General features: G+C 41.8%; 23 protein-coding genes. 4 read left to right on the top strand and 19 right to left on the bottom strand.

Features of this window, described 5'->3' with window-relative positions; all coding sequences use genetic code 11:
* Nucleotides 1-55: 55 nt before the first annotated feature.
* The 5 genes from upp to udk are packed head-to-tail and all read right to left on the bottom strand — an operon-like array spanning nt 56 to nt 3,972.
* A complete protein-coding gene (gene upp, locus ACFSJY_RS10365) occupies nt 56-685 on the bottom strand; it encodes a uracil phosphoribosyltransferase (RefSeq protein ID WP_386033948.1) in 630 nt (209 codons plus the stop codon).
* 17 nt (nt 686-702) lie between these two features.
* Nucleotides 703-1,281, bottom strand: coding sequence for a thymidine kinase (locus ACFSJY_RS10370; protein WP_386033950.1), 579 nt, complete (start codon nt 1,279-1,281; stop codon nt 703-705).
* Entirely contained in the window at nt 1,281-2,054 is a 774-nt protein-coding gene (gene deoC, locus ACFSJY_RS10375; RefSeq protein WP_386033952.1) for a deoxyribose-phosphate aldolase, read from the bottom strand. The genes ACFSJY_RS10370 and deoC overlap by 1 nt, the downstream gene beginning before the upstream one ends.
* A 13-nt stretch (nt 2,055-2,067) precedes the next feature.
* Complete coding sequence (locus ACFSJY_RS10380) at nt 2,068-3,315, bottom strand: NupC/NupG family nucleoside CNT transporter (protein WP_386033954.1); 1,248 nt, start codon at nt 3,313-3,315, stop codon at nt 2,068-2,070.
* Nucleotides 3,316-3,336: 21 nt separating this feature from the next.
* Nucleotides 3,337-3,972: a uridine kinase gene (gene udk / locus ACFSJY_RS10385; protein WP_386033956.1), complete on the bottom strand. Its 636-nt coding sequence runs from the start codon at nt 3,970-3,972 to the stop codon at nt 3,337-3,339.
* A 383-nt stretch (nt 3,973-4,355) separates the two neighbouring features.
* Between udk and ACFSJY_RS10390 the strand changes: the two genes are divergently transcribed.
* Both ACFSJY_RS10390 and ACFSJY_RS10395 read left to right on the top strand, forming a co-directional pair.
* Entirely contained in the window at nt 4,356-5,567 is a 1,212-nt protein-coding gene (locus ACFSJY_RS10390) for a phosphopentomutase (RefSeq protein ID WP_386033958.1), read from the top strand.
* A gap of 91 nt (nt 5,568-5,658) precedes the next feature.
* Entirely contained in the window at nt 5,659-7,920 is a 2,262-nt protein-coding gene (locus ACFSJY_RS10395) for a TonB-dependent receptor (protein WP_386033960.1), read from the top strand.
* Between the two features lie 75 nt (nt 7,921-7,995).
* Here the strand turns inward: ACFSJY_RS10395 and deoD are convergent, their stop codons facing one another.
* The 3 genes from deoD to add all read right to left on the bottom strand — a co-directional run bounded on the left by deoD (nt 7,996) and on the right by add (nt 9,990).
* Complete coding sequence (gene deoD, locus ACFSJY_RS10400) at nt 7,996-8,700, bottom strand: purine-nucleoside phosphorylase (protein WP_386033962.1); 705 nt, start codon at nt 8,698-8,700, stop codon at nt 7,996-7,998.
* 102 nt (nt 8,701-8,802) lie between these two features.
* On the bottom strand, nt 8,803-8,973 hold the full coding sequence (locus tag ACFSJY_RS10405; RefSeq protein ID WP_386033964.1) for a XapX domain-containing protein: 171 nt from the start codon (nt 8,971-8,973) through the stop codon (nt 8,803-8,805).
* An 18-nt stretch (nt 8,974-8,991) separates the two neighbouring features.
* Nucleotides 8,992-9,990, bottom strand: a complete 999-nt coding sequence (gene add, locus ACFSJY_RS10410; protein ID WP_386033966.1) for an adenosine deaminase — start codon at nt 9,988-9,990, stop codon at nt 8,992-8,994.
* A gap of 212 nt (nt 9,991-10,202) precedes the next feature.
* Between add and aroG the strand changes: the two genes are divergently transcribed.
* A complete protein-coding gene (aroG, locus tag ACFSJY_RS10415; protein ID WP_386033968.1) occupies nt 10,203-11,258 on the top strand; it encodes a 3-deoxy-7-phosphoheptulonate synthase AroG in 1,056 nt (351 codons plus the stop codon).
* 47 nt (nt 11,259-11,305) lie between these two features.
* On the opposite strand, the gene ACFSJY_RS10420 is transcribed toward aroG, so the two are convergent.
* Complete coding sequence (locus tag ACFSJY_RS10420) at nt 11,306-13,498, bottom strand: winged helix-turn-helix domain-containing protein (protein WP_386033970.1); 2,193 nt, start codon at nt 13,496-13,498, stop codon at nt 11,306-11,308.
* 216 nt (nt 13,499-13,714) lie between these two features.
* Between ACFSJY_RS10420 and ACFSJY_RS10425 the strand changes: the two genes are divergently transcribed.
* On the top strand, nt 13,715-14,875 hold the full coding sequence (locus tag ACFSJY_RS10425) for an alpha/beta hydrolase-fold protein (protein WP_386033972.1): 1,161 nt from the start codon (nt 13,715-13,717) through the stop codon (nt 14,873-14,875).
* A 60-nt stretch (nt 14,876-14,935) separates the two neighbouring features.
* Here ACFSJY_RS10425 and ACFSJY_RS10430 read toward each other — a convergent pair whose 3' ends face one another.
* From ACFSJY_RS10430 to ACFSJY_RS10475, 10 genes are all read right to left on the bottom strand, one after another.
* A complete protein-coding gene (locus tag ACFSJY_RS10430; RefSeq protein ID WP_386033974.1) occupies nt 14,936-15,532 on the bottom strand; it encodes a hypothetical protein in 597 nt (198 codons plus the stop codon).
* Nucleotides 15,532-16,530, bottom strand: coding sequence for an NADP-dependent oxidoreductase (locus ACFSJY_RS10435; protein WP_386035014.1), 999 nt, complete (start codon nt 16,528-16,530; stop codon nt 15,532-15,534). The genes ACFSJY_RS10430 and ACFSJY_RS10435 overlap by 1 nt, the downstream gene beginning before the upstream one ends.
* A 42-nt stretch (nt 16,531-16,572) precedes the next feature.
* On the bottom strand, nt 16,573-17,637 hold the full coding sequence (locus tag ACFSJY_RS10440) for a patatin-like phospholipase family protein (protein WP_386033976.1): 1,065 nt from the start codon (nt 17,635-17,637) through the stop codon (nt 16,573-16,575).
* 37 nt (nt 17,638-17,674) lie between these two features.
* Complete coding sequence (locus tag ACFSJY_RS10445; RefSeq protein WP_386033978.1) at nt 17,675-19,357, bottom strand: AMP-binding protein; 1,683 nt, start codon at nt 19,355-19,357, stop codon at nt 17,675-17,677.
* Nucleotides 19,358-19,567: 210 nt separating this feature from the next.
* Nucleotides 19,568-20,752: an acetyl-CoA C-acyltransferase gene (locus ACFSJY_RS10450; RefSeq protein WP_386033980.1), complete on the bottom strand. Its 1,185-nt coding sequence runs from the start codon at nt 20,750-20,752 to the stop codon at nt 19,568-19,570.
* Nucleotides 20,753-20,780: 28 nt separating this feature from the next.
* The gene (locus ACFSJY_RS10455) at nt 20,781-21,695 is read right to left on the bottom strand and encodes an SDR family NAD(P)-dependent oxidoreductase (RefSeq protein WP_386033982.1); all 915 of its coding nucleotides are present in this window, start codon (nt 21,693-21,695) and stop codon (nt 20,781-20,783) included.
* Between the two features lie 21 nt (nt 21,696-21,716).
* Entirely contained in the window at nt 21,717-22,178 is a 462-nt protein-coding gene (locus tag ACFSJY_RS10460; RefSeq protein ID WP_386033984.1) for a MaoC family dehydratase, read from the bottom strand.
* A gap of 36 nt (nt 22,179-22,214) precedes the next feature.
* Entirely contained in the window at nt 22,215-24,020 is a 1,806-nt protein-coding gene (locus tag ACFSJY_RS10465; RefSeq protein WP_386033986.1) for an acyl-CoA dehydrogenase, read from the bottom strand.
* 15 nt (nt 24,021-24,035) lie between these two features.
* Nucleotides 24,036-24,797: an SDR family NAD(P)-dependent oxidoreductase gene (locus ACFSJY_RS10470; RefSeq protein WP_386033988.1), complete on the bottom strand. Its 762-nt coding sequence runs from the start codon at nt 24,795-24,797 to the stop codon at nt 24,036-24,038.
* A gap of 22 nt (nt 24,798-24,819) precedes the next feature.
* Nucleotides 24,820-26,031, bottom strand: a complete 1,212-nt coding sequence (locus tag ACFSJY_RS10475; RefSeq protein ID WP_386033990.1) for an acyl-CoA dehydrogenase family protein — start codon at nt 26,029-26,031, stop codon at nt 24,820-24,822.
* Nucleotides 26,032-26,061 lie beyond the last annotated feature (30 nt).

Genomic DNA, 26,061 nt, shown 5'->3' on the forward strand with positions numbered 1-26,061 from the left:
GAAATAAAAAAGCGGCTTCTGCCGCTTTTTTATTATCACTTAAGAGTAATTGTCACTAAACAATTGTTCCAAACAGCTTATCACCAGCATCACCTAAACCTGGCAAAATATACCCTTTTTCGTTTAGCTTCTGGTCAACTGCAGCGATATATAAATCAACATCTGGGTGAGCTTGTTGCATTGCCTCTATACCTTCCGGTGCCGCTACAAGGAATAGGGCAACGATATCTTTAGCGCCTGACTCTTTAAGTAAATCGATAGCAGCAATTGCAGACCCGCCTGTTGCTAACATTGGATCGATAACCATAGCTTTGCGCTCGGCAATATCACTGACGATGTTTTGATAGTAACCTTCAGGTTCAAGTGTTTCTTCGTTACGTTTTAAACCAACCACACTGATTTTGGCACAAGGAATCACATTTAATGCGCCGTCTAACATGCCCAACCCCGCGCGCAATATAGGAACGAGCGTTGGGTTTTTATCCGCCATAATCGGTGCCGAAATGTTACCAGACCAACAAGAGATTGGTGCGTTTTTTAGTGCAATATTCGACGTAGCCTCAACGGTAAGTAAAGTGGCTATTTCATTGGCTAACTCCCTAAAAGACTTAACAGAAATAGAGTCTTCACGAAGTAAGCTAACTTTGTGTTTAACGAGAGGGTGATTACTTGCAAAAACAGCCATTTTATTTATTCCTTTTATTATTGCCAAACCAATTCTTTAAAGTGCTTACGGCACATTGATTCGTATTTTTCATTACCACCAACGTCTACCTGAGCGCCGTCTTTGATGGCCTTGCCATTCTCATCTAAACGTACTACAAAATTGGCTTTTTTACCGCAATGGCAAATAGTTTTTAACTCAATTAGTTTATCAGCCCAAGCTAATAACGCTGCACTTCCAGAGAAGGTTTCCCCTTGAAAATCGGTACGAATGCCGTAGGCAAGCACAGGGATACCTAACGTATCTACAACATCTGTTAGTTGCTTTACTTGTGCTTTAGTTAAAAACTGAGATTCATCAACCAGCACGCAATCTAATTTCTCAGCGTGATGTGAGCTATTAATTTGATCGAGCATGTTAGTGTCACTGGTAAACAACTCAGCATCTGCATGAATACCGAGTCGAGAAGCGATTTTCCCTTGCCCAAATCTATCATCTAGCGCCGCGGTAAATAACACACAACGCATTCCGCGCTCGCGATAGTTATAGGCTGATTGCAATAAGTGTGTAGATTTTCCTGCATTCATTGCAGAGTAATAAAAATAAAGTTGCGCCATTAGTAAGAACTTTCAGAAGGGGTGCTATCAATGCCAAGTGTACCTAGAAGTGCAGCGAGTAAGCTACTTGCTCCAAATCTGAAGTTGTCAGGCGTTACCCAGCTGTCGTCCATGATTTGTTTGGCTAGTTCTATATACTCTGCAGCATCTTCCGTCGTTTTTACACCGCCAGCAGCTTTAAAGCCGACTTTTTTACCGCTGTCTTTAATTGCAGTAATCATTACTTTGGCAGACGCTAATGTGGCGTTAACAGGTACTTTCCCTGTAGAAGTTTTAATGAAATCAGCACCTGCATTAATGCAAATCTCACTTGCCTTGCGAATAAGTGACTCTTCTCCCAATTCACCACTTTCGATGATTACTTTCAATAACACGTTAGAGGTTGAACATGCTTGTTTACATGCTGAAACCATATCAAAGCCTAATTGCTCATTACCTGACATTAACGCTTTGTAAGGGAAAACAAGGTCAACTTCATCTGCGCCATATGCAATTGCAGCTTTTGTTTCAGCAACGGCGATATCGATATCATCATTACCATGTGGAAAGTTCGTCACAGTAGCTATTTTGATATGTGCGGCGCCAACGTCACTGAGTGTTTTTTTAGCTAGCGGAATAAAACGCGGATAAATACAAATTGCCGCTGTGTCGCCGCCCTGATTGTGAGCTTGATGACACAGCGCGATAATATCTTCACTTGTTTCATTATCGGTAAGGCTTGTTAAGTCCATCAGCGAAATAGACTGTTTTGCGTAGTCTTGTGCAGAAATCATGAAAGTCTCCAGCTTATAGTCCGATAAATACGCCAGCAATTGCCGCGCTCATAAGGTTTGCTAACGTAGCAGCTAACATTGCTTTTAAACCCAGACGCGCTATGTCATGGCGACGAGAGGGTGCCATTGAGCCAATACCACCAAGTAAAATCGCGATTGAAGATAAGTTAGCAAATCCACAAAGAGCAAACGTGATAATTGCTTGAGTAGATTGACTCAATGTTTCTTTTACTTCAACAAACTGTACATATGCAAAAAACTCATTTACAACCACTTTTTGGCCTATAAAGCTGCCAGCAGTCAACATTTCATTAAATGGAACGCCAACGATAAACGCAATAGGCGCAAACAAGTAACCTAAAATCCACTCAATCGTAATACCTTCGAAACCTAAGAAGTTACCAATGCCTTGAACCATTGAATTTAGCAATGCTATTAGGGCAATGAAGGCTAGCAACATAGCGCCAACATTTACCGCTAATTTAAGACCTGACGCTGCACCAGATGCTGCCGCATCAATCACATTTGTTGGTCTATCTTCTTCTTTATCTTCTTCTATTTTGTCGCTTTTCAGTTTATCGGCTGGCTCTGTTTCTGGCATGATGATTTTAGCCATCAATAGACCACCAGGCGCGGCCATAAAAGAAGCTGCAATCAGATATTTAAGTTCCACACCTAAACCTGCATAACCAGCTAAAACAGAACCAGCCACCGATGCTAGACCGCCAACCATAATGGCGAACAACTCTGATTGGCTCATGTTTTTAATATAAGGACGAACGACTAAAGGGGCTTCTGTTTGCCCCACAAAAATATTGGCTGTTGCTGACAGAGATTCCGGTTTACTGGTTTTTAGTAATTTTTGTAAACCACCACCAATCACCTTTACCACTTGCTGCATAATGTTTAAGTAATAAAGGACGGCAATTAGTGAAGAGAAGAAAATAATGACAGGAAGAACACGTATAGCAAAGACAAAGCCTACACCATTTTCAAACATAGCATCGGTGCCGAGGCCGCCAAATAAAAATGCAATGCCTGCTTGTGCTGAGTCGATAACATGTTGTACGCCATTAGACATCGACGCTAACACATCTTTACCAAAAGGTATGTAAAGAACGAAAGCACCTAGCGCTATTTGTAGGGTAAATGCTAGAGAAACCGTTCTAAAATTGATACTTTTGCGGTTGTAGGACAGGGCATAAGCAATTGCTAATAAAGCAACAATACCTAACACTCCCCTAAGTGCAGTTACTTCCATAACTTCCTCATTTTTATAATTTTAATTGTTATTATTAGTTAGTTGTCTAATTTTTGCTTTGATGACTTCAATAGCCATACGATTTTTTCCGCCACGTGTAATAACAATATCAGCGTGTGCTTTAGCTGGCTCAATAAACTGATAATACATAGGGCGAACGGTTGATAAATATTGCTCTGAAATTGATTCGACCGTCCGGTCACGCTCAATCGTGTCGCGCTTTATTCTACGAAGCAAACAAATATCCAGCGGTGTATCCATATATACCTTTATATTGAAAACATCACGGAGTTTGGGGTTTGTTAACAACATGATGCCTTCAACTAACACTATTTGCGTTGGTTTGACAGGAGTTGTTTGGTCAATTCGAGTATGTGTTTTGTAGCAATAGACAGGGCTTTCGATAGCATTGCCGTCAATCAATGACAATAAATGATCATGCAAAAGCTCATGTTCAAATGCGTTAGGGTGGTCATAATTGGTTTTAACTCTTTCTTCCATTTCCAAGTGTGTTTGATCACGGTAATACGCGTCTTCCTTGATAATAGAAATTGCGTTATGACCTAACTCTGGAAGAAGCTCATCGTAAATCGTTTGTGCAAATAATGATTTGCCAGACGCTGACGCGCCAACTACTGCTATCAAAGTTGGTTTCATTCGGTAAAAAGATTCCGTAATCAAATTTAAAAGAAAGGTTACGTGTTATGTAATAACTGCTCTATTTTGGCTTATTTTCATTTCTTTTGCTTCTTTTATTACCTCTTACAGCGATAGTTAGTCGGCGCAAGGGTAAAATACCTTCGAAAAGATGAAAAAATGCACAAATTAAAGCCAGAATAACTGACCTTGGAAAAATTCCGTCAAAAATAACATAAGTTGACCGAATGGTCATGTTTGCTGTTAAAATAATTATTAGTTTTTCAATTAAAGGTAATTACACGAACATTAAACAGCCTTTGATTGATACGATATAATTAACTCTATGAGAGCTGTGTTAGTAACCACATAACGTTACTCACCAAAGATAGTCAGGAGAGAAAATGGCTCGCGTTATTTTAATGGTAATCGATGGGTTTGGTGTCGGACATGCGCCAGATGCAGATACGTTCGGTGATATTGGAGCCAATACCTTTGGTAACTTGGCAGGTGTTTTCGAACAACAAGAAGGTCGAAAGCTAATGTTGCCAAACCTTGGCAGTATGGGGTTGTTTGAATTAGCCAAGGCGTCATCAGGCTTTGACCAAACGCAAGACGTGACTCAAATCAATGGGGCGTACGGTTACGCAGCAGAATTAAGTACAGGTAAAGACACACCGTCAGGTCATTGGGAAATGGCCGGCGTCCCAGTTTTGTTTGATTGGGGGTATTTTACTGACAAAGAAAATAGCTTCTCTCCTGAGCTAATGGCTGAAATTAACCAAGCGACTGGCTATGAAGGTATGCTAGGTAATTGTCATGCCTCTGGCACTGTCATTATTGAGAAGTTAGGTGAAGAAAGTATCCGTACAGGCTTACCAATTTGCTACACAAGTGCAGACAGTGTTTTTCAGGTGGCAGCACACGAAGAGCATTTCGGGTTAGACAACCTTTATGAATATTGCCAAATAGTCCAAAAAATTGTTGAACCAATGAACATTGGGCGCGTTATTGCTCGTCCTTTTGTTGGTGATGATGCAAAATCATTTACTCGCACGGGTAACCGAAGAGATTACTCTATTTTACCTCCAGCGCCCACGGTGCTTGATCGCATCTCTGAGTCGGGTGGTACGGTTGTTAGTGTCGGTAAAATTGCTGATATTTATGCTCACCAAGGCATAACGTTGAAGACAAAAGCAACGGGTATTGAAGCGTTGACCGATGCAACCATTGAGCACATGGAAACGGCACCTGATAACAGTATTATTTTTACTAATTTGGTCAATTTTGATCAAGACTTTGGTCATCGTCGTGACCCCGTCGGCTACGGCCATGCGTTGGAAGCGTTTGATAAGCGTATAGTCGACATCAAAGCCGCGATGAAAGACGGTGATGTATTAATGTTTACCGCAGACCATGGTTGTGATCCAACATGGAAGGGCAGCGATCATACGCGCGAATTTGTCCCTGTGATTGCTTATCATTCGACCATTGGGTCAGTAAACCTTGGGCAAAGAGACACCTTTGCAGATATTGGGCAGACAATTGCAGAGCTTTTAAATGTAACAAAATTGTCTTACGGGACAAGTTTTTTAGACGAGCTTGCAATAAGGTAGTACAATGCACTCCCGAAATGGTTGGCTATAGTTAATAAGAACAATAAATTAGCCACTAATAAAAGCTTATATACCACTTCGGGAGAATATAATGAAACTGTTAAAACAGTCTTCAATTGCACTTTGCGTGCAAGCCGCTCTATTTTCTTCTGCAGCTGTAACTACTGTTGCACACGCAGAAGAAGCCGACAAACCAACTCAATTAGAAGTTATCGAAGTTACTGCACGTAAGCGTGTAGAGAACGCTCAAGAAGTTCCTGTTGCTGTTTCTGCTCTACAAGGCGAAAACCTAGACGCTATCAGCGATGCTGCAATGGATATTCGTTTCTTAAACGCTAAAATTCCAAGCCTTTCAGTTGAATCATCATTTGGTCGTACTTTCCCGCGCTTTTATATGCGTGGTTTAGGTAACTCAGATTTCGATTTAAATGCCTCTCAACCAGTATCGTTAGTTGTTGACGAAGTGGTACAAGAAAACCCAATTTTAAAAGGTTTCCCTGTATTCGATGTTGAGCGTGTTGAAGCGCTTCGTGGGCCACAGGGTACGCTATTCGGTCGTAACACACCTGCCGGTCTTATTAAGTTCGATTCTGTAAAACCGTCTCAAGACTTTGATGGTTTTGTTTCTCTATCATACGGTAGTAAAGAAACGTCTGATTTACGAGCAGCAGTAGGTGGCGGTTTAACTGACAAGCTATCTGCTCGTGTTTCAGTATTGCACCAAGATCGTGATGATTACATTGACAACCGTGCGCCAGGTTTTGAAGCTGATGACGTAACAGGTGGTTATACAGATAAAGCTGCGCGTATTCAGTTCTTGTATGAAGGCGATGATTTCAACGCTTTATTCAACTACCACATGCGTGACTTAGACGGTAAGCCAATCGTATTCTACGCAAACGCATTTAAGCCAGGCTCTAACAACTTAGTGAGTGGCTTCGAGCGCGACACTGCGTTTTTAGACTCGGCAGAGCGTTTAACACAAGACGTTGAGACTGAAGGTGCAAGCTTAAAATTAGAGTTTGATTACGGTGAATACACAGTTACGTCAATTACTGGTTGGGAAAGTGCTGAAATTTTCTCGCGTGGTGACGTAGATGGTGGTTACGGTGTTAACTTCATTGGCTTCCAAGGCCCTGGTGAAATTACTATCAGCTCAGAAACAGCTGACGCTATTCCTGATCATGATCAGATCACTCAAGAGCTTCGCTTAACAAGTAACTTCGATGGCAACTTCAACTACCAAGTAGGTGTTTTCTACTTTGACGAAGACTTAGAAATTGAAAGTTATTCATACGATGCATTGTTCACTGGCGGTGCTCAAAATGGTTTCGTTGTTCAAAAACAAGAAACTACTGCATGGGCGGTGTTCGGTTCATTCGACTACGATATCAGTGATGAAACTCAAGTAACGTTAGGTCTTCGTTACTCTGATGATGAAAAAGATTTTTCAGCTGAACGTTTCCAAGGTCCTTTAGCGGGCTGTTGTGGTCAACCTGACACAGCGTACGGTGAAGCCAACCCAGAAGATACACACGTAAGCTGGGACTTAAGCATAGTTAACAAAGTCACTGACGACGTAAATGTATACGCTCGCGTAGCGGATAGCTTCCGTGCACCAAGTATTCAAGGTCGTTCATTATTTGCGTTTGACGACGGTATTTCTGTAGCAGATTCTGAAACTATTCTTTCTTTCGAGACCGGTTTCAAAGCTGACGTTATGGATGGTTTAGGCCGTGTTAATGCGTCTGTATTCTACTTTACAATGGATGACCAACAGCTAACTTCTGTAGGTGGCGATAGCAACACAGCACGTCTTCTAAATGCAGACGAGACGACGGGTTACGGTGTAGAAGTTGATTCTGAGTGGGTTGTAACTGACAACTTAATCATGACAGCAAGCATCAGCTACAACAATACAGAATTAGATACTGATAACACTGTACCAGTATGTGCACTATGTACCGTAACTGATGAAGTGGTAGACGGCCGTGCAGTTATTGATGGTAACAGCCTTCCACATGCTCCAGAGTGGATCTCTGTAATTACCGCGCGTTACTCGAAAGAAATTGGTGAAGGTGAGTTATACGTTTACACAGATTGGTCATACCGTAGCGAAATTAACTACTTCCTATATGAAGCGAAAGAGTTTGAAGGTAAAGACCTATTAGAAGGTGGTTTACGTGTAGGTTACCAGTGGTATGCTGGTGACAACGAATACGACTTCGCTGTATTTGCTCGTAACATTACTGATGAACAGCAAGCAATTGGTGCTGTTGATTTTAGTAACAACACTGCAATTGTTAACGAAGAACGTTTCGTTGGTGCAGAATTTAAAGTGTCTTTCTTCTAAGCACTTTACGTTACGTATAAAAAAGCCGAACGTTATGTTCGGCTTTTTTGTTTTTGCATGTCGATGCTTTAATTTCTATAGAACACTTTCTAGTGTTAATTCCATCATGTCTTTAAACGTATTTTCACGCTCATCAGCAGTGGTTTGCTCACCTGTTTTAATGTGATCACTCACGGTAAAAACAGCTAGCGCTTTTTTGCCGTACTCAGCTGCTACACCGTAAAGGCCAGCAGCTTCCATCTCAACAGCCAGAATGCCGTGATTTTCCATCGTTTTAAACATTTCAGGCTGCGGTGTGTAAAACAGATCTGCGGTAAATACATTACCAACATGCACTTTTTTACCAATGCGGTCTGCAGTATTAACAACGCTTTGTAGCAAACCAAAGTCTGCACAGGCGGCAAAATCACAGTTGTTGAAGCGCTGACGGTTTACGTTTGAATCTGTGCTAGCTGCCATTCCAACAATCACGTCACGTACTTTGATGTCATCGCGAACTGCACCACATGAACCTATTCGAATAATATTTTCTACGCCGTAATCTTTGTATAGTTCTGTCGCATAGATTGAAATAGATGGGATACCCATACCTGAACCCATTACAGAGACACGTTTGCCTTTGTATGTGCCAGTATAACCAAACATATTTCGCACGCGCGTCACGCATTTTGCATCTTCTAAAAAGTTATCTGCAATAAATTTGGCACGAAGCGGATCGCCCGGCATTAATACCGTTTCTGCAAAATCGCCCGCTGCTGCTTCAATATGAGGTGTTGCCATAATAAAACCTTTTCAATGTTAGGTTTCAGTAAGTTTCAAGCCAGATTACTCTGCTATCAAGGGTTTTTTACTGAAGGTTGATAGTAAATGTGTGTAATTTTATTAACTAAAAAAACGTTCGACTAGCCAAGTGTAGCCTAAACCGCCAAGATAAATACCTACAATACCTGCGATACCTGAAATGACAGGTGGCGCTGGTAATGGCAGCTTAAATAATGAGAAAACAATTCCCACTACGGCTCCAGTAGCTAGTGATAAAAGCACTTCTGCCATAATCACTCCCTCAATGAGTTATATACTATTAAGTAGCGCTTTTTTCTCGCTGCTGGACAAGAAACTCATCTCAATAGCGTTTTGCTGAAGCTTGGTAAATTCGTCTTTACCAAAACCAAGCATTGAGTGCGCTAACTCGAATTCCTGTTTAATTTCGGTGTTTTCTACGGCTGGATCGTCAGTGTTTAAACACACAAGGTTGCCATTCGCTAAAAACGTTTTAATCGGGTGTTGCGATAAATCTGCCACAGTGCCCGTTTGATAATTCGACGTTAAACAAGATTCGAGCCCGATATTATACTTGACCATGTAGTCAAGTAAATCCTGATCTTGATAACTATTTACGCCATGTCCAATTCTTTCAGCTCCGAGAAGCTTTATTGCCTGCCATACACTATCAGGGCCTTGGGCTTCCCCTGCGTGGACAGTTATCCGCATGTCGTGATCACGTGCTTTTTTGAATAGGTCAACAAATAGCTCACAAGGGTAATTGGTTTCGTCACCAGCCAAGTCTAGACCCGTTATATGATGACGGTGAGTTAATATAGCTTCTAGTTCCGTGTTGCAATGTTCAACACCGAATGTTCTGCTCAGAATACCGAGAAGTTTAATTTTTACCGGATAATCTTTTTGTCCCAGAGTGATTCCATCAATCACAGCGGCGACTACGTCAGCAACTGGAAGGTTATGCGTCATTGCCATGTAAAAAGGTGAGAAACGTAATTCAGCATAGTGCAATCCAGCTTTGAAAGCGTCTTCAACATTTTCATAAGCAACTCTTTTTACATCATCGAGTGTGGCCAGTACTTTTACACCCCAATCAAGTTTTGCTAAAAACGCCAGTAAGTCGGGTTCGCTCTCTTGAATTTGAACATGAGGAAGTAATTCTTCTATGTTGTTGGCTGGCAATTTAATACCGTTTTTCTCAGCCAGCGACATGATGGTTGTTGCACGGATGTTGCCATCAAGATGACGGTGTAAATCGAGTAGGGGAAGTGATTGAATTACGTGAGACATTGGTACCTTAATTTTTAGAATATTTGTAAAGTAGCAACCTTTATAGAATAGGGTTTACTGCGTATTTTTAAATTATACCGCGATTTTCGTATTTATGGTTGGTATTAGCAAAATATCCTGATAGATTAACGGCGGGATTAGTAATTTAGGCGTCTAGACGTAAATTAAAACTAAGTAAAATACATTAAGTAGTAAATATAAAGAGAAAACACATGTTATACCAAACTGACGATGTTCGTATTAATCAAATCAAAGAGTTATTGCCACCAGTCGCGTTAATTGAGCGATTTCCGGCAACTGAAAAAGCATCTGAAACCGTGTTTAGCGGCCGAAAGGCTATCTCTAATATTTTTAATGGTAAAGACGACCGCCTGCTCGTTGTTATTGGTCCTTGCTCTATTCATGATCCAAATGCGGCAATTGACTACGGTAAAAAGTTAGTTGAGCTTAGAGAAAAATATAAAGATAACTTAGAGGTTGTGATGCGGGTCTATTTTGAAAAACCACGCACAACAGTTGGCTGGAAGGGACTGATAAATGACCCTTATCTAGACAATAGCTTTAAGTTAAATGATGGTTTGCGCATGGGACGCAAATTATTGCTTGATCTAAACGACCTGGGTCTTCCGACAGCCGGTGAATTTTTAGATATGATCACGCCACAATACATGGCAGATTTTATGTGTTGGGGGGCCATTGGCGCGCGTACAACAGAAAGTCAGGTACACCGTGAACTTGCCTCCGGTTTGTCTTGCCCTGTAGGCTTCAAAAATGGCACTGACGGTACTATCAAAATTGCGATAGATGCGATTGGTGCAGCCAGTGCATCACATCATTTTCTGTCAGTAACAAAACATGGGCACTCTGCCATTGTTGAGACAAGTGGAAATCCAGACTGCCATATTATTTTACGCGGCGGTAAAACAACGAATTATGATAGAGAGAGTGTTACAGATGTCACGTCTCAACTGGCATCTGCCAATCTCAATACAAAAATCATGATTGACTTTAGTCACGCAAACAGCAAAAAACAGTTCAAAAACCAAATGTTAGTGTGTGAAGATGTTGCCGGTCAAATTTCTTCAGGCAACGATGATATTTTTGGTGTCATGGTTGAAAGTCATTTGGTTGAGGGACGTCAGGACTTGGTTGACGGTAAAGCGTCTACGTATGGACAAAGTATTACTGATGCCTGTATTGGTTGGGAAGATACTGAATCTTTACTCGCCACTTTGGATGCTGCTGTCGCAGCGAGAAAAGCAAAGTAGCCTGTTATTGGTTAAAAAAGAAGCCGCTATAAGCGGCTTTTTTTGTGTTATTCGAAAACAGTTTTATGAATGTTGCCTTCTAGGCTCTCTAAATCGCTTACTATTAAGTCCTTTCTATTAACATCGAAGCTTGAAAAGCCATTGACTACAAACTTTTCCTTTGTATCAACATTAGACAAAGGAATAGAGTATAGATATTCACGCCCTTCTTCGGTTACAACGAAATAAAGGATATTTGAATCTATCTTTGCGTGATAAAAGCCTTGCGGAAGTGATATTGATGTTGAGATAAATTCATATTGTGTAGAGTCAAACAGTGCTATTTCTTCGCTAAGTAAGCCAACAAACAATGAATTTGTTTTTTGTTCAATGAAATAGATTTTTTTGGGGTTTTGCTTGTCACCCATCCCATACGCCCATCGTTCGCTTCGTACTATAGCACCTTGCTTTTGTAGGTTAAGTACCGTTAGCTCAGGATTACCATTTCTAACTAAGGTTAAAGAGATATCTGTTTCACTTAACCAATCAATAGCGATGATAGGGTGTTCACTTTTATAAACAGAATACTCTGATTTTAGCTCTGTCAGTATATTTGTTGTTAGCTCTGCAATGGGGACAATGAACACCTCGTTGTTCAAGGTAAGTAGTAAATATTTATCGCAAGGAGAAACTGCTAGAAGACCAAGCCAATTGGTGTCGGGTAGGTTGGTGACGACACGACTTGCCTTTGATTTTCTGTTTGCAAAATGAAGCTGCCTTGTACCCGTTCGCTTGGAAATAAAGAAATAGTCTGGACTTTCGTGGAGCATTGCAGGCGCAGTGTCATATACGGTTGAATTATCAAAAAATAATGTCTGCTGTGCAGAAGTAATCTGGCGCAAACCAAAATTCTTATTGGTTGTGTGAAATAAAATATTTTTATTATCGGGTATTCTGATTATTTTAGGTGCAAGTTCATTAGTTGCATTTACGATCGTCTTAGCATTGCTTCCATCAAAGTTACTCATCACTACAGTTTGAGAAGGAGGCGCACCAAAATAATATATTTGAGAGGAGTTGTGATGCCAAATGGCTTCGTAAACAGGGTAGTCGAATTTGATACCGATAGATACTTGATTCGTTAACAGGTCAAGTGACAGCAATTGGGTTTTAAAATCACTGTCTGTGCTCATAATTAGTAGTTTCTTGCCATCAGGAGATATATCGATACTGTGGTGTCCCCATCCAGTTGGCTTATTCTGGGAGACTATGCTGTGACGACCAGTATCGATATTGTATGCGTAGATGTGGTTGGGCCAATAATTCTTTGGTTGTGCGGTGTAATAAATTTTGTTTTGCTGGTAGTGAAAATCGATATCCTTAACCCGTTTATCGCTGCAATCAAACAGCCTTTCTGGTTCTTCTAACACTTGGTTTTCATCGCCAACCTGAGATAGCCACCCTTGATAAACGCCACAATTTTCCTGATGGATTATCGCGTAAATTAAGCGCAACTTATTGCTGCTAGGCTCTTTTTTAATGGCGATCAGGTGTGTCATTTTCGATCGCGCAATGTTTACTTTGCTCAGCAGCCCTGTTGCTATATTTTTTACAAATAAAGATGTAGTAAGCTCTCCATTATCCAATGTGTTTCTCTTCAGATAATAGAGGTGGGTGTTGTCAGGATGAAATACAGGTGACTCTTCAGTACCCGCATCTCTAGTCAATACAACAGTCTGATTGCTACTTTGATTACTTTCACCGAAATCGAGTATCAATAGTGAACTGAGAAAACTAATAAAAATGGCTATGGTTATGAATAGGTGTTTTAACGTAGTTGACGTAATTAGGTTGTGTGTTGAAAGCTTTGCGTCTCTATCAGTGGTTTTGAGTGGCCTATTAGATATCTCATCCGTATTTATTACTTTTTCGTCGATAGAGGGAAATTCAAAGTCAATGACATTGCAAATAAAACGGTATCCTCTCTTAGGAACAGTTTGAATATAACGAGGCGCCTTTACATCATCACCAAGTAGCTTTCTGAGGTTACCAATGGCTTTGTTAATCGCATTATCCGTTACTATTGAGCCCTGCCAAACAGTGTCGAGAATATCTTGTCGAGAGATAGTTTGTTTTGGTGTATTTAGCAACAGTATTAAAAGTTCCAAAAGTTTAGGGTCTATATGGATATCTTGTTGACCATCCTTTTCCCATAAACGTTTCTGCTCTTCGTCAACAATAAACTCACCAATTTGTTTCATAAAGTGTTTTCTAGGTTAATTTTTGAGTATATGTCGTATGAGGGTATCACAAGCTAAATTTTAAACAAAAGCAATTGGTTAGGTATACTGTTAAAAGCGCCGATATAGCAAAATTCACTTTTTCTTCACCTTTTTATCCCTCTTTTTTCATTACTCTTATCACCATTCAGAAAATGCTTATCAGTATATTCATGTGTCAATTAAACAAGGATTAATATGCTGATTAAAACAACGCTTTTCTTCATAGTCGTGATCGGAACATTTTCATGTCAAATTCAAGCAAAAGTAAGAGGTTACACAAGTACCGATGGACTTTATTCAAAGATACTGGATGAAAATAGGGAATTACTCATTCATTTACCTAATAGTTACCACCAAGCACCGAAACGTAAATATCCAGTCATGTACTTGTTAGACGGGCTAAGGAATTTTAACCATGCTGCAGGAACATTAGATTTGTTGAATCAGTCTTTTATAACTGAAGAAATGATCATAATAGGCATCAAAAATACGCACCGAACGAGGGATTTTACGCCCACTTATGATGAGAGCTATAACAAGTGGGGAATATCAGGTGGCGCAGACAATTTTTTGGACTTCTTGGAAAAGGAGTTAATTCCATACATAAATTATCGATATCGAGCCAATGATATAAGAATATTGTCCGGACATTCTCTTGGCGGCTTGCTCGCTGTTTACTCATTACACACTAGACCGTCGCTATTTCAAGCTCATTTTGCATTTAGTCCGAGCCTATGGTGGCATAATCGTGTTGTTTTGAAAAACGCCTTACAGTTTTACGCTAACGAGAAAACTGTGAGTAATTTTCTTTACATCAATATGGGGAATGAAGGAGGGCATATGCTAGAAACCTTTCAAGCATATAAAACCGTTCTCGATGAGGTATCAACAAAAAATGTAGCGTATCATGCTGATTTAATTGAACATGAAAACCACAATACAACCGCAATGGTAGGGCACAATAGCGCATATAGAGCGTTGACGTCTTATTTTAGTTGCCCAGACGACGAACTTTTGAAGGGAATTGAGAAAATAAGTGAATGCTATCAAATTAAGTCAAAGAGATACGGCATAACAATTACGCCTTCCTATCGCACAATTCGAGATGCTGCAAATTTGGCATTTAAAAATAAGGAAATGGATAGAGCGGTTTCAATCTACAAAACACTCATATCAACTTACCCTGATCACGCTGACGCACATTTCAGGTTTGCTTACGTACTTGAGGAAATAGGCGAACTAGACAAGGCTCTAGATGAAGTTAAAAAGGCGTTGGCAATAAGTGTTGAAGAAAATGTTGAAAACAATGCATATAAGACATATCGAGACTACTTAATATCTCGTATAAAAGACTAATTTTCCATTTTTCAAGAAAGGGCTAGGTTATTCTTAATAACCTAGCCAAAAAGCATTGACCTAACCACCTAGCATCGCTTTTAGCTGACCTAGTATAGCTATCTCGCGTTCGTCCAAATCTACTGGGGCTGTGCACCTCGGATCCGTTTTTTGAATCACTTTAATCATTTCTTTGGTAATAGGAATAGGATCACAGCCGTGACCTGTCTCACAAATCATATCAAACTCAGGACGCGCTTTTTTATGACAATCTAAGCAGTTACCACCGAATTTGTTCTTCACATTGTCAAAACCACGTGTAGTGAAAGTATTGCCCTCTTTTGACACGGCTAATTCAAAAAACTCCCAATCATTTGTTGTCGGATTTGTTCCTTTAGCGTGTTTAACCATGACTTCCGTTGGGACGAGCTGGACAATAGAACCTTCGGGATATTCACCTTGTCCGGCTTTGGCAACGGCAAGTGTTTTGTCGAGATTCTTTTTATTCAGATTATCGACAAAAAAGTCTCTAACAGGGCTCATATCGTTGATACACGTAAATGTAGATTCATCGACCTTAAGCAGTTGTTTTTGCTCATCAGCTAAGGCACTGTTCATGGTAAGTATTAGCGTGCTAAGACCAACTATTTTTGCGATAGTTTTCTTGAATGTTTTCATTATAATTTCACCATCAATTTTCCGTTATTACCGCCGGTAAAAAATAGATTTAACCCACTTATTGCAGACGTTAATCCTTGGAGGACATGGCTGCGATATTTGATTTTTCCTTGCATGACGTAAGGGGTGAGTTTTGTTAAAAGTGCCGGAATATCGCCGAAGTGATCTGGCATCGCATACCCTTGAACGGTTAAGCGCTTTTTAATCATAGGTATCCAATTGGGACCAGGCGATGGAACTGCTTTAGCATAATCTGCAATCATGCCACAGACCGCAATGCGGCCATGTACATTCATTCGGTCAAATACATGTTGCTGAATATCGCCACCGGTATTTTCAAAGTAAATATCAATGCCATCTGGCGTTAGGTCAGCGAGTTTTGATGCCAGATCATCAGTTTTGTAATTGATGGCGCCATCAAAGCCCAGTTCTTCTGTTATCCAGTTTGCCTTCTCGTCACTGCCGACAATACCGATTACGCGTAACCCATCAGCTTTAGCTAATTGTCCAACAATAGAGCCTACTGAGCCTGCGGCACCTGAAACTACAATAGTTTCCCCAGATACCGGCTTACCAATACTAAATAAGCCTTGCGTGGCAGTTAGCCCTGGCAATGCAAAAACAGAAAGAATGGTTTCGTCAGGTAAATCATTCTGAACTTTGTTAATGCCTTTCCCCGTTGATACTAGTAGCTCAGTCCAACCCAATAAACCCGTTACACGGTCCCCAACGGTAAAGTCGGGATGTTTACTTTCCACGACTTTTCCAATTCCACTGCTTCGCATTACTTCACCCAGCGCAACAGGTGGAATATAACTGTCGGTCGCTGGACTCATCCAGCCAAACATTGCTGGGTCTAAAGACATATGCGTTTGCTGGATGAGGAACTCACCGTCATTTATTTCTGGTTTGGGTAAATTGACGACTTCAAACAGCTCGTCGCTAATCGGTCCGCCACTTGGGCGAGCGATTAATTTTATCGCTTGGTACGTTTCCATCATGATGCTCTCTGCGTGTTGTTTATTTTTATTTTAAATACGTTAATGCTGTAGGAGTGTCTCTATCGGGCGCACATTTTCTGTTGTTTGGTTCTCAATGAAATCATGAAGGCCTTCTGCTAATTCGTCACTTCTTTCTAATACGTGGTGCCAAAGTTCAATGCGCTTACTAGTTTCAATGTCAGTAAAATCGGTTCTGTCCGGTATTTTCTGATTTGGAAGCGATTTAACGAATGCCTTTGACGGACAGAGCACGACGACATTATCGTAATTATCTGCACGTACTTTTCTTGTGGTGCTTTTATCGAACCAACCTGCTCGCAGTGAGTGGCTAAAATGAGGATAGAGAACCAATCCAGGATTGTGGAACTTTATATCAAAGTGATAATCGATAATGCCCCCATCTCTATACATACCTGGCGGGCAGTCTGGAATATCACGAATACCCTCCATTACCATGGGAATGGAGCCCGATGCCAAAAGGGCTGGCTTTAAGTTAGCACTACTCAGGTAGGTAATCTGCGTTGTAAAGTCATCGGGGTCGCTAATGGCTAAGCGACTTGTTTCTGGTTGGAATACAAATCGCTCATATTGGCTTCGTAAGCAGGTTCTGCTGAGTTTGTTTCTGGCGAAACTACTGGCAAGGCCAACGCCTTGCATTAATTTGTTTTCGCTAGCGACTAGACCGTTTGTTTTTGCGACGACAAAATGCGCTTTTCTTATCGGGTTTTCAATAATTTCTGTAACGCCGCTATCACCAAGTACTGTGTCTAACAAAATTCGACCAGTCTCGGTAATTTCTGCGGGCGATGGCTTGTTTGAGGCATAGACCGTATTTGCGTAATTTGTCGCTAACCGCTTTATCGCTGCAACAGGATCGTTTTGCCCAAAACAAGACGCTCTAAATGCGCCAGCACTAGAACCGACTATGTTTAGGGCTTCAGTGCGTTTGTGAAAGAATTGACCAAACAGGTATTTATCTAAGCCAAACAAAGTAAACCATTTAGGCCCTCCGCTTGCGCCAATAAAGCCTGTAAATAATTCTTGAGAAAAACCTTTTTCTTTAATGGTATTAAGCGCGGTGTTACCCGCGTATATCTCTATCATGAGTAGGGAAGTGTTCCTTATAAAAATGCGCTGCAGCCTAGGCCGCAGCTTTTTCCGACGCTAACGCGCGTAATTCTTTACGCAGTATTTTACCGACATTCGATTTGGGCATCTCATCGATAAACACAATTTCTTTCGGTACTTTGTAATTCGTCAGGTTTTCACGGGCATGGGCAATAACTTGGTCTTCGGTGAGCCCGTTATCACTCTTAACAATATAAACTCGTATTTTTTCACCTGTTGCTTCACAAGCGATACCAATAGCCGCGGCTTCAAGCACACCTTGGTGCATCGCCATGACTTCTTCAATTTCATTAGGGTATACATTAAACCCTGAGACGATGATCATATCTTTTTTACGATCAACGATTCGGAAATAGCCATCATCGTCCATCGTGGCAATATCACCTGTTTTCAACCAACCATCTTCAATGGCCTCTTCCGTAGCGTCAGGACGGTTTAAGTAACCCTTCATGACTTGTGGTCCTTTCACCCACATTTCACCAGGTTCGTCTATGCCTACGTCATTGCCTTGGTCATCTACCAAGCGAATGTCCGTTGAGGCGGCCGGTAGACCAATTGACCCATTGAATTCTGTTTGGTTATACGGGCTGATAGTGACCATTGGACAACACTCTGTTAAGCCATATCCTTCCAGTAGTCGGCAACCAGTTATCTTTTGCCATTTTTCGGCAACAGGTCGTTGTACCGCCATACCACCACCAAGCGCCGCTTTTAACCCTGAAAAGTCGAGTTTTTCAAAGCCTGGCGTATGCACTAATCCATTAAACAGGGTGTTTACGCCAGTAATTGCGGTAAAACGATATTTCGACAGTTCTTTGACAAAGCCAGGCATGTCTCTTGGGTTGGTAATAAGTAGATTCGTACCGCCATACGCTATAAAACAAAGACAATTCGAGTTGAGCGCAAATATATGGTATAGAGGCAGGGCAGTGACCATAATTTCTTCATTCACATCGAAAATAGGGTTTGTCATCGCTTTTGATTGTTCTAAGTTGGCAATCATATTTCTATGGGTCAACATAACACCTTTTGAAGGCCCTGTTGTACCGCCTGTATATTGCAAAAACGCAAGGTCTTCTGGCTTTGTATCAACGGCCTTATATGCCTGTTTACTGCCTTGTGCTAGTACGTGATTAAACTTAACAGCCTGTGGTAAATCGTATTTTGGTACCATCTTTTTGATGTGTTTAACGACGGTATTTACCATCATGCCTTTTATGGTGCCAAGCCTGTCGCCAAGACCCGTAACGACAACGTGTTTTACATTGGTTTTATCGATAACCGACGCTAGTGTGTTGGCAAAGTTTTCGATGATTAAAATGCCTTTAGCATCCGAATCTTTTAATAAATGTTCCAATTCGCGAGCGGTATAAAGAGGATTAACATTAACCACTGTGCAGCCAGCGAGTAAGCCGCCAAATAGCGCTATCGGGTACTGTAGACAGTTTGGCATCATAATCGCGAATTTATCGCCAGGCTTGAAACCCCATGTGTTTTGCAAAAAAGCAGCAAACGCCTTTGCTTGGTCTTCTAGTTCTTGGTAGGTGATGCTTGCTCCCATATTGACAAAGCTAGTGTTAGTCGAAAACTGCTTTGTGTAAGTCAGGAACATTTCACTGAGTGAAGAAAATTTATCAGGATCAATCTCGAACGGCACCCCAGGCGGGTAGCTTTTCTCTAGCCACACTTTTTCCATAATCTATCCTTCTATCTGAACGTATTGTAATAATTGTAAGTTGTATTCTTGATTACTGGCTTTTAATAAACTCTTGTTATTTCAGTGGTCTTTTTTAAGCCATGTCTTTTTTGTTGTTATAACGCTAGCTTTATTCTAGTCGCTATTTCTATCTTGACACTGTCTACACTAGCAAAGTTATGTATTAAAAAATAATCAAATTTATCTTTTTTATAACACTTCAAATAAACCCGCTGCTCCTTGACCACCGCCAATGCACATAGTGACTACAACATATTTAACACCACGTCGTTTTCCTTCTAATAGTGCGTGCATGACCAAGCGCGCGCCACTCATGCCGTAAGGGTGGCCTATCGAAATAGCACCTCCGTTAACGTTTAATTTATCCATATCTATGCCTAAATGGTTTGCACAATAAAGTACCTGTACTGCAAACGCTTCGTTAAGCTCCCATAGGCCAATATCGTCAATAGTTAGTCCATGACGTGCCAACAGTTTAGGAATGGCATATATTGGGCCTATGCCCATCTCATCGGGCTCACAGCCAGCAACTGCAGTTCCGCGATAAACGCCAAGGGGAGTTAATCCTTGTTGAGCGGCTAGTGATTTTTCCATTAAGACTAATGCTGCTGCCCCATCAGAAAGTTGAGACGCGTTGCCGCCTGTAATAGTCCCATTGTCTTTTACGGTGCGAACACTATTTAAGCCCTCTATCGTCGTATCTGGTCTGTTACCTTCGTCTTTTGTCAGGGAGACTTGTTGTGATGATATTTCGCCTGTTTCTTTGTTTTGGACAAGCTTCATGGTGGTGACGGACACAATCTCATCATCGAATAACCCTTGCTCTTGCGCTTTAGCCGTTCGTTGCTGCGACAATAAGGCATATTCATCTTGTTGCTCGCGTGAAATGTTGTAACGCTTTGCAACCACTTCTGCGGTATCTAACATTGGCATGTACACAGCGGGTGCGTGCTCTTTAACTAAATCATCGACGGCGCGATGCATATTCATCTTGTCGGTTTGTGCCAGAGAAATCGATTCACAACCGCCAGCCAACACTATATTTGAGCCGTCACATACAATTTGATTAGCTGCTGACGATACCGCCATTAATCCTGATGCACACTGTCTGTCGATGGTCATGCCTGCAACGGTTACTGGCAGCTTTGCGGCCATAGCCGCTTGACGCGCAAAATTCATCCCTTGCGTGCCTTGCTGAATAGCGGCACCCATAATGCAGTCATCAATTTCACTCGCGCTGATGTTTGCTTTGTCTAAAGCAGCATTTATCGCAACAGCAGCGAGTGAAGGGGAGGTCAAATTATTAAATGCTCCGCGGTACGCTTTACCTATTGGTGTGCGCGCTACTGAGACGATTACAGCTTCTCTAGTCATGCTATTTCTCCTTGGAATGTATGCGCGATTATCCGTTTTTCATTGACGCCATTGCTTTGCCAACAAATTTTTCACCTTGTTTTACGCCCGCTTCAAGCGCCTGATGATGAGTGGTGTCAGTAACCTGTTGCCATTTTTCTCTTATTGCCTCAGGGGTTTGTTGTTCTGGGCTTAAGAAAATGCCATCTGCCTCATAAATACTTGCTGTTGCATAACCACCAGCGCCCGCTGCTAATATCGTGCGATTAGGCGCATCGTCATCACATAAGGTCAATACGCCTGGCGTGACAAATTCTGGCGCAAACATTTTTAAGATATTTTCAGGCATGAGATCTTCGGTCATACGAGTACCGGCAGTAGGGGCGACGGCATTAATACGAATATCGTTTTTAGCGCCCTCTAGCACTAAAGTATTCATCAACCCCAGCACGGCCATTTTTGCAGCACCATAGTTACTTTGACCAAAATTACCGTACATACCGCTAGAGGATGTTGTCATCACAATGCGGCCGTAGTTTTGCTCGCGCATAATGTCCCAAACGGCCTTAGTACAATTTACTGAACCCATAAGGTGTACATCCATCACCAACTTGAAGTCATCAAGTGACATTTTGGCGAAAGATTTGTCGCGTAAGATACCGGCATTGTTAATCAAGATATCAACTCGCCCCCATTTATCCATGGTTTGCGCGACCATGTCTTGCACTTGTACAAAGTCAGCAACATTCGCACCATGACTAAAGGCTTCGCCGCCAGCAGAAGTAATTTCAGCGACGACCTCTTGTGCAGCCTCTGATGATTGTCCGCTACCATCTCTCGCGCCTCCTAAATCGTTTACCACGACTTTAGCTCCACGTTTAGCGAGAGCTAATGCATGCGATTTTCCTAAACCGTTGCCGGCGCCCGTGACGATAGCAACTTTTCCTTCAAAACTAATTGTCATGATTATATTCCTACTGATGCGTTACTTAACCATTTGAATACCAATCCACTCAGCAATTAATGCTGGCGTGTCTTGGCCTTCAATTTCCACACTCACTTCTGTTTTTATGCGAAATTGATTGGGTTTAGTCTCTTCTATATGAGTAACTTTGGCGTGCGCACGGATATTGCTGTTTACTTTTACGGGTGCTAGAAAACGGACTTTATCGAAGCCCGAGTTAATTCCCATGTAAACACCGTCTATCACTATGCTGAAAGACTCTGCAAAATGTGAAAGCATCGACAGTGTTAAAAAACCATGGGCAATTGTGCCGCCAAACGGCGTTTGCTTCGCCTTTTCTTCGTCAACATGAATGAACTGATGATCTAACGTGCAATCAGCAAAGTTGTTGATTTGCGATTGTGTGACCTGATGCCATGCGGTTGGCTCGGCTTCAAATCCAATGTAGTCATCAATTTGATCTTTTTTTATTATTGTCGGCATCTTTAATCCTTTTATGGGTTTACCATTTTTAAACGGTTAGAACCAATCGCCTTGCATGGCGTACGTAGTATCGTCTAAGTCGTTGAGCACTGCAGACCAGGTATAAATCTTAGGGAGTTCGTATCTGAAGAAAAATTGCATCGCCTGACACTTGCCCTTATAAAAAGCGACTTCATTTTCATGTAAATTTTCAGAAAGCGCTGACTGAGCGATTATGCCTTGTTTAAGCCATAACCAACTGATGACGATATGACCAAACATAGACAGGTAATGCACTGAGTTGGCCAGTACTAGATCAATGTTTTCACTGCCCATTGCTGTAAGCAAGGTATCAGTCGTTTTATTCAAGTGTTCAACAGCTTTTCCTAGCGATGTCGCTGGTTCACTTAATCCATCCATAGTGCTTGCGGTGACAATGGTGCTATGTATTTCACCTAGCATTGCTTTGTAACCAGCTAAACCATTCATTGGCACTTTTCTCGCTAACAAGTCCAAAGACTGAATCCCGGTCGTTCCTTCATGGATTGGATTTAGGCGGTTATCTCGATAGAACATCTCTACTGGGTGTTCGTTGATATAACCAGCACCACCAAGAACCTGGATAGCAAAGTCATTAGCCTTGGGGCCATATTCAGAAGGCCAGGTTTTAATAATTGGCGTTAAAAAATCGAGCAATACACTTGCGCGGGATCGCTCTTCATCGCTTAATGCAGTTTTCTCATCGTCGGATAACTGGCTACCAAGACAAACCAAAGCAAGTGCACCTTCGGCATAAGCTTTTTGTGCGAGCAACATACGCTTAATATCAGCATGCTCAATGATGTACACCATCGGGGAATGCGGATCTTTACATGACGGAAGGCGGCCTTGCGGGCGATTTTTTGCATAATCCAATGAATATTGAAATCCTGCTGAGGCAAGCGCAGCTGCGCCTGAACCTACCATAATGCGAGCTTCATTCATCATATGGAACATGTACATTAACCCCTTGTTTTCTTCTCCAACAAGGTAGCCTACAGCACCGCCATTTTCACCAAAACTAAGGGCAGTGGAGGTTTGTGCTCTACCGCCCATTTTATGGAAAAGACCCGCCAGTGCGACATCATTTTTCTCACCAAGTGAGCCGTCTTCATTCACTAGAAATTTAGGAACAACAAAAAGCGAAATACCTTTCGTTCCCTTAGGAGCACCTTTGACACGAGCAAGTACCAAATGAACAATGTTTTCGCTGAGGTTGTGATCGCCACCAGAAATGTAGATCTTATTACCGGTTATTAAATAATGACCTTCTTCTGTTTTCTCCGCCATGGTGATTAAGTCAGCTAACCCTGAACCAGCACCTGGTTCTGTCATGGCCATCGTACCCTGGTATTGCCCAGTACGAAGCGGCTTTACCCACTTTTCGATGAGTTCTTGGCTGCCGTGGGCTTGCAGTAAGTTCGCATTAGCTGTCGTCAACATGCTATAGCCTAAAGCAGTTCCACCTGCAATCGTCAGGTAGGCTCCAGCGAGATTGGCGACGATAGGGGGGAGCTGCATGCCGTTAAACTCATAATCAGCAGTCGCAGAAGGTAGACCTGATTCAATTAGCGCATCTAATGCTGGTTTTAGTTCATCGATTAAATGTACTTGCTTACCGTCAAACGAAGGCTCCTGTTTATCGAGTTTTCCTCTTATTGGCAAAAAATGTTTTTCAGCAATCTGTTTCGCCGTAGAGATAACTTCATTGAAGGTGGTTTTATCGTGGTCAGCATAGCGCTGACGTTCGCATAGCTTTTCCGTATCAAATAGTTCATACAATAAGAACTGAATATCACGTTCGTTTATCATGGGTGCAGACATAGCATTTCCTATCATTTACATGGCTGATACGCCGCCGTCGATGGCGATACACTGACCAGTCATAAAGGTATTTGCAGGGGATAGTAGTAACATCATAGTCGCTACCACTTCTTTGGGTTCAGCAAGTCGTTTCATAGGCGCTCGTCGTGCAAGGCCTTTTCTTCCTTCTTCATCTGAAACATCGGTAACCATGTTGGTAAGCGCAAAAAATGGACACACAGCGTTAATGCGAATATTGCTGCTTGCGTATTCAACGGCACCTGATTTTGTAAGCCCTACGACAGCATGTTTAGCGGCTGCGTAAGAGGAAATTGTAGGAGCTCCGCCAAGGCCTGCCATTGAGCTGACGTTTAAAATGACGCCTTGTTGCTGTTTGAGCATTTGCGCTATTTGGTGTTGCATGCCAAATTGCACGCCTTTGACATTGACGTTAAATTGTTTGTCTAATGTTGACTCATCGGTAAGGTGCAAAGGTGAGAACGCTGGGGCAACACCGGCATTATTGACTGCAATATCGAGTTGGCCAAATTCATTTACTGCTAAATTTACCAGTTGCTGTGCATAATCGTTAGAAGCAACATCGCCCGCTAGGTAAGCAACTTTTGCCCCTGTGGCTTTGAGTGATTCTGCGGTATCGGTAAGCTGCTCTGACTTGATGTCTCCAAGTACGACAGCAGCGCCACGTTCTGTCATTGCTGCTGCTAAGAGTTTTCCAAAACCTTGTGCTGCGCCGGTGATGAGTACGACTTTATCAGAAAAATTCAGCATGGAATCCATGATTGTTCCTCACTTTACAGTGTTAATGTTCGAATTGTTTTATGAGATTACGGCCTAGCTGCATCATATGTACTTGGTCTGGACCGTCGGCCAAGCGAAGCGTGCGTTGTCCTGCGAACATATGTGCTAAAAAGGTATCTTGCGAAACGCCGACCGCGCCATAAATTTGAATGGCTCTATCTAGTACGTCTAGTGCCATGTTTGGCGCGACAATTTTAATCATAGCGATTAAATCTTTGGCTGCCTTGTTGCCTTCTTCATCCATTTTTTGAGCAGCTTTCAACGTGAGTAAACGTGCTTGTTCAATTTGGCATGCTGACTTTGCGATGTCTTCACGTACGGATTGATTTTTGCTCATTGGCTGACCAAACACGTGACGTTGATTAACGCGCTCACACATCATATCGAGTGCTCTTTGTGCAGCACCAATCGCTCGCATACAGTGGTGTATCCTACCTGGGCCAAGCCTACCTTGAGCAATTTCAAAGCCTTTGCCTTCACCAACCAAAATATTACTAATAGGCACTCGCACATTATCAAATGTAACTTCAGCATGACCCTCAGGAGCATCGGTATAACCGAATACATGCATAGGCCTTACAATGGAGACACCAGGCGTGTTCTTCGGGACTAAGATTTGTGATTGTTGTATATATCGATTGGGGTTATCTGCATCAGTTTTTCCCATAACGATAAGAATTTCACACTGTACGCGACAGGCGCCGCTGATATAAAATTTTCGTCCATTGATGACATATTCATTGCCATCTCGTTCAATCCGGGTTTCTATATTGGTAGCGTCACTCGACGCAACGTCAGGTTCTGTCATCGCAAACGCTGAACGTATTTCACCATTGAGCAGAGGCGTTAACCATTTTTGTTGTTGTTCTTTGTTACCATATTTAGCCAATACTTCCATATTGCCGGTGTCTGGCGCTGCACAGTTAAACACCTCAGGTGCCCAATAGACTTTGCCCATTTCTTCCGCGAGTGGCGCATACTCGAGGTTTGTTAAACCTGCACTATGCTCGCCATAATTCACTGGGAGAAATAAGTTCCACAGACCTTTTGCTTGCGCTATTTTTTTAAGCTCTTCCATAAGAGGAGGTGTTGACCACCCATGCTCTTGGATTTGGTCATGCATCAATTGCTCGTTTGGATAAATATGTTCATCCATGAACGATTTTACCTGTGCAATTAGCTCGGTAACTTTCGGAGAATAGTTAAAGTCCATCTAGAAGCCCCTTTCATTTTTGATTTTCTA

Origin of the sequence: Thalassotalea euphylliae, from assembly GCF_042682785.1 — a bacterium.
In the GTDB taxonomy this organism is placed as follows: Bacteria; Pseudomonadota; Gammaproteobacteria; order Enterobacterales; family Alteromonadaceae; genus Thalassotalea_F; species Thalassotalea_F euphylliae.

Bases quoted from the DNA above. Each gene is read 5' to 3' on its own strand.
- upp (WP_386033948.1), bottom strand. From the start codon at position 685: ATGGCTGTTTTTGCAAGTAATCACCCTCTCGTTAAACACAAAGTTAGC.
- ACFSJY_RS10370 (WP_386033950.1), bottom strand. From the start codon at position 1,281: ATGGCGCAACTTTATTTTTATTACTCTGCAATGAATGCAGGAAAATCT.
- deoC (WP_386033952.1), bottom strand. From the start codon at position 2,054: ATGATTTCTGCACAAGACTACGCAAAACAGTCTATTTCGCTGATGGAC.
- ACFSJY_RS10380 (WP_386033954.1), bottom strand. From the start codon at position 3,315: ATGGAAGTAACTGCACTTAGGGGAGTGTTAGGTATTGTTGCTTTATTA.
- udk (WP_386033956.1), bottom strand. From the start codon at position 3,972: ATGAAACCAACTTTGATAGCAGTAGTTGGCGCGTCAGCGTCTGGCAAA.
- ACFSJY_RS10390 (WP_386033958.1), top strand. From the start codon at position 4,356: ATGGCTCGCGTTATTTTAATGGTAATCGATGGGTTTGGTGTCGGACAT.
- ACFSJY_RS10395 (WP_386033960.1), top strand. From the start codon at position 5,659: ATGAAACTGTTAAAACAGTCTTCAATTGCACTTTGCGTGCAAGCCGCT.
- deoD (WP_386033962.1), bottom strand. From the start codon at position 8,700: ATGGCAACACCTCATATTGAAGCAGCAGCGGGCGATTTTGCAGAAACG.
- ACFSJY_RS10405 (WP_386033964.1), bottom strand. From the start codon at position 8,973: ATGGCAGAAGTGCTTTTATCACTAGCTACTGGAGCCGTAGTGGGAATT.
- add (WP_386033966.1), bottom strand. From the start codon at position 9,990: ATGTCTCACGTAATTCAATCACTTCCCCTACTCGATTTACACCGTCAT.
- aroG (WP_386033968.1), top strand. From the start codon at position 10,203: ATGTTATACCAAACTGACGATGTTCGTATTAATCAAATCAAAGAGTTA.
- ACFSJY_RS10420 (WP_386033970.1), bottom strand. From the start codon at position 13,498: ATGAAACAAATTGGTGAGTTTATTGTTGACGAAGAGCAGAAACGTTTA.
- ACFSJY_RS10425 (WP_386033972.1), top strand. From the start codon at position 13,715: ATGCTGATTAAAACAACGCTTTTCTTCATAGTCGTGATCGGAACATTT.
- ACFSJY_RS10430 (WP_386033974.1), bottom strand. From the start codon at position 15,532: ATGAAAACATTCAAGAAAACTATCGCAAAAATAGTTGGTCTTAGCACG.
- ACFSJY_RS10435 (WP_386035014.1), bottom strand. From the start codon at position 16,530: ATGGAAACGTACCAAGCGATAAAATTAATCGCTCGCCCAAGTGGCGGA.
- ACFSJY_RS10440 (WP_386033976.1), bottom strand. From the start codon at position 17,637: ATGATAGAGATATACGCGGGTAACACCGCGCTTAATACCATTAAAGAA.
- ACFSJY_RS10445 (WP_386033978.1), bottom strand. From the start codon at position 19,357: ATGGAAAAAGTGTGGCTAGAGAAAAGCTACCCGCCTGGGGTGCCGTTC.
- ACFSJY_RS10450 (WP_386033980.1), bottom strand. From the start codon at position 20,752: ATGACTAGAGAAGCTGTAATCGTCTCAGTAGCGCGCACACCAATAGGT.
- ACFSJY_RS10455 (WP_386033982.1), bottom strand. From the start codon at position 21,695: ATGACAATTAGTTTTGAAGGAAAAGTTGCTATCGTCACGGGCGCCGGC.
- ACFSJY_RS10460 (WP_386033984.1), bottom strand. From the start codon at position 22,178: ATGCCGACAATAATAAAAAAAGATCAAATTGATGACTACATTGGATTT.
- ACFSJY_RS10465 (WP_386033986.1), bottom strand. From the start codon at position 24,020: ATGTCTGCACCCATGATAAACGAACGTGATATTCAGTTCTTATTGTAT.
- ACFSJY_RS10470 (WP_386033988.1), bottom strand. From the start codon at position 24,797: ATGGATTCCATGCTGAATTTTTCTGATAAAGTCGTACTCATCACCGGC.
- ACFSJY_RS10475 (WP_386033990.1), bottom strand. From the start codon at position 26,031: ATGGACTTTAACTATTCTCCGAAAGTTACCGAGCTAATTGCACAGGTA.